This window comes from Protofrankia sp. CiP1_Cm_nod3, from assembly GCF_982290655.1.
Genome location: NZ_CEVIVD010000263.1, coordinates 1 through 3,405, shown reverse-complemented (window position 1 = coordinate 3,405; position 3,405 = coordinate 1). Strand labels below are relative to the sequence as shown.

Annotated in this window: 2 protein-coding genes and 1 pseudogene; 1 reads left to right on the top strand and 2 read right to left on the bottom strand. The window is 68.3% G+C overall.

The window, feature by feature from the left end; genetic code table 11:
* Positions 1–357 precede the first annotated feature (357 nt).
* A complete protein-coding gene (locus AC5LUJ_RS23980; protein ID WP_493465841.1) occupies positions 358–1,935 on the top strand; it encodes an ATP-binding SpoIIE family protein phosphatase in 1,578 nt (525 codons plus the stop codon).
* Positions 1,936–2,165: 230 nt separating this feature from the next.
* On the opposite strand, the gene AC5LUJ_RS23975 is transcribed toward AC5LUJ_RS23980, so the two are convergent.
* Complete coding sequence (locus AC5LUJ_RS23975) at positions 2,166–2,507, bottom strand: group II intron maturase-specific domain-containing protein (protein ID WP_445548355.1); 342 nt, start codon at positions 2,505–2,507, stop codon at positions 2,166–2,168.
* A 76-nt stretch (positions 2,508–2,583) separates the two neighbouring features.
* Positions 2,584–3,405: pseudogene (locus AC5LUJ_RS23970) on the bottom strand (IS66 family transposase); the annotation flags it as partial.

Genomic DNA, 3,405 nt, shown 5'->3' with positions numbered 1-3,405 from the left:
AGGGCCCTGTCGGTACCCAAGCCGCGAGGCTGGCAGACGGCTCGCGGCTGCACTGGGCCACCACTGGCCACAACTCCTGGTGATCGGATGAACACAGCTTCCAGTGCACTGCGAGGAGCCAGTATGCTGGACATCGTCCCATGAGCCGGGCGCATAGTACTTCGCCGAGGCGCGGGAGCACGGCGTCGAGATCGTGTTCTGTACAACGTAGCGGGAACGTCCAATGGACCTGATATGACCGAACAGCAGCAAGGCCTACACAGGCTGAATCTGCTCTATGCCGCTGCCGGGTGCCTCGGTGGTTCCCTGGACGTCGATCGCACAGCTCAGGACTTGGCCGATGTCCTCGTCCCCGCTTTGGGTGATATCGCCACGGTCGACCTCGCCGAGGCCGTCCGGGCTGGGGATGAACCCCCAAAAATGCTCGGTGGCGGGCAGTTGCATCTTCGCCGCGTCGCCGCGGTCCGCGACAGCGGCTGCTGGCCTCCCGGATTTATCCTGGCGGGCATACCGATCCCGCCGTTACCGGACGGGTTTGAGATCCGGAATCTTCAGCGCGGCAAGACTATGATGGCCTTCACCCGTGCGGCGGCAGTTCCCGCCGCGGGCGATTTCGCGGATGTGATGATCCCGCCGGACGCGCATTCCGGGATGGGCGCGCCCCTGTACGCCCGCGGCCTCCTGCTCGGGCTCGTCACCGTGTGGCGGACCGGCTCCGCCCCCGTCTTCGATCGGGAGGACCGCAAGCTCCTGCTGGAGATCGCCTCCCGGGCCGCGCTCGGCGTGGACAACGCCCGCCGGTACACCCGCGAGCGCCGCGCGGCCGTCGCCCTGCAGCGGGGCCTCCTCCCCCGGGCCGGCACCGACACCCTGGCGGCCCAGACAGCCGGTGTCTACCTTCCGGCCGGTCGAGGATGCGAGGTGAGCGGCGACTGGTACGACGTCATCCCCCTGTCGTCGCTGCGCGTGGCCTTCGTCGTCGGTGACGTCATCGGCCACGGCCTGTCCGCCACCGCCACCATGGGCCGGCTGCGCACCGCCGTCCAAACCCTGGCCGACCTCGACCTCGACCCTGACGAACTCCTCACTCACCTCGACGACCTCGTGCAGCGGCTCGCCCACGAGGCCGACCCGTCCCGGGGGGATCCGGTGGGCGCGACCTGCGCCTACGCCGTCTACAACCCGATCACCGGCTGCTGCGCGATCGCCAGCGCCGGACATCCACCCCCCGCTGTGGTGACACCGGACGGAACCGTCGACTTCATCGACGTTAGCCCCGGCCCGCCGCTCGGCGTGGGCGGTATGCCGTTCGAGATCACCGAGATCGACCTGAAACCCGGCAGCGTGCTGGCCCTGTACACCGACGGCCTGCTCAACCGGCGCAACCGCGACGTCACCCAGGGGATGGAATGGCTCCATGACCGCATGGCCGCGGCCTGCGACACAGACCGGCCCCTGGAGGACATCGGCCACGCTCTGCTCGGCGACACATCGTCAACCCCGCCCACCGACGACATCGTCGTGCTGCTCGCCCGCACCCGCACCCTGGCGGCCGAGGCCACCGTCGACTGGGAGTTCCCCGCCGACCCGGCCGTAGTCGCCCAGGCCCGAAACCTGACGACCCGGCAGCTCGCCACCTGGAACCTCGACGATCTGGCCTTCACCACCGAACTGGTCGTCAGCGAGTTGGTCACCAACGCCATCCGCTATGCCCACGGCCCGATCAAGGTGCGGCTCATCCGCGGCGATCGCCTCGTGTGCGAGGTTTCGGATGCCAGCAACACCCAGCCGCGCCTGCGCCGCGCCCATACCACGGATGAAGGAGGCCGTGGCCTGTTCCTCGTGGCCCAGCTGACCCGGCGTTGGGGCAGCCGCTACGGCCGCTTGGGTAAGACCATCTGGACCGAACAACCGACACATGAGGTGCGCAGATAGTAAACGGTATAAACGACGATAGATTTCTGCCGCCTCATCCTGAGGAGCCCGTTGGTGCCCAAAGCATGTCTGTGGGCCCTAGCCAGGACTTCTACATCACCCGATGATCAATGGCCATCTGCCGAAGACCGGAGGGACTGGTTGGGTAGGGAGCTGGCACGGTGACGTGTGACCGCTCCGTTTCCAGCTCCCTACCGTCGATCTATGCATGTGGTTCTCCCGTATACAGCTCACCGACATCTTTCACCGCCGGCACTCGGTAATCTCCAGGGGAGATTCGGTCGGGGAGCAAGCACGGTCCCATCGAGGTTGAACAGCCCGAGGGGATCGGGTGAGGCGTAGGCCCCCACCCGCCAACCCCACGCCCGGCTGCGTTTGTGACGGTGCACCACGAAGATCGCAAGCCGGTGCACGGCGTAGGTCTGCATCTTGTCGAACACGAAGGCGGAGTTTCCGTAGCAGAAGTGCCCGGCCCAGCCGCGCAGGAAGGCGTTCACCTGCCGAACGACGGTGGTGACTGTGGGACTCCAAAATCTGGGTTTTGGCCTGTGAGCAGGTCTTTTGGTGTCCATTCACGGGTAAGGCTGTGATTGTGTGGCAAGACGGTCACTGGAGTGGGTAGCCAGGGGTCACCGCAAGTGCGGCGTGGATGGCGTCGATCCCGCGGATACCGTGGTCACGGGCGCTGACCAGATAGGAACGCACGCGGCAGTACCGGCGCAGGGGGCCGAGGTGTGCCAGTAGCCGGCACGGCCTGATGCCGTTTCGGGCCTCTCAGGGCCTGCTCCGCGGCGTTGTTGGTCCAGGGGACAGCGACGTTCTTCGCGAACAGCCAGACCTGTTCGGCCTTGGCGGCCAGCCGGCGGGCCACCGTCGCGGAGCGGGCGTTCACCGGGGCATACCAGACCAGCCCCGGCTCGGCCGAGCGGACCGTGACCACATTCGGGGGAGCCGGACAGCGGATTCCCGTCGGCATCGACGTCCGTGCGGAGCACGGTGACCGGGGTCTCGTCGACGCACAGCACCGGCGCGGCCCGCAACGCCCGCCGTCCTCATCGTCTGATCGAACCCGGCAGCATCCAGCGTTTCGGCGAGCCGGGCGTGGGCACGAACGACGAACCCGGTCGACACCGGCGCCCCCACCAGCGCCTCCAGGAGTATCGCGGTCCGCTCGACCGGAACGGTGCCCTCCGAGGCCAGCAGCACCACCGCGGCGGCGTTCACGTTCGGCCCGTAGAACCACCGACCCGGCCCGGGCGTGCGGCACGGCCGCGGTGGTGACTGCGCGACAGCGCGGGCAGCGCCGCCGCGGCAGCCGCCAGTGCACCGTTTCCAGCCGCACCGGCGGGATGTCCCACACCTGCTCCCGGCCCTCCCCCACCCCCGGCACCGCCGACAGATCCTGATGGCAGGCCGAGCACTCCGCCGGCGGATCGGCCTGCTCGGTCCGGTCCGGCTCCGCGGTCGGTG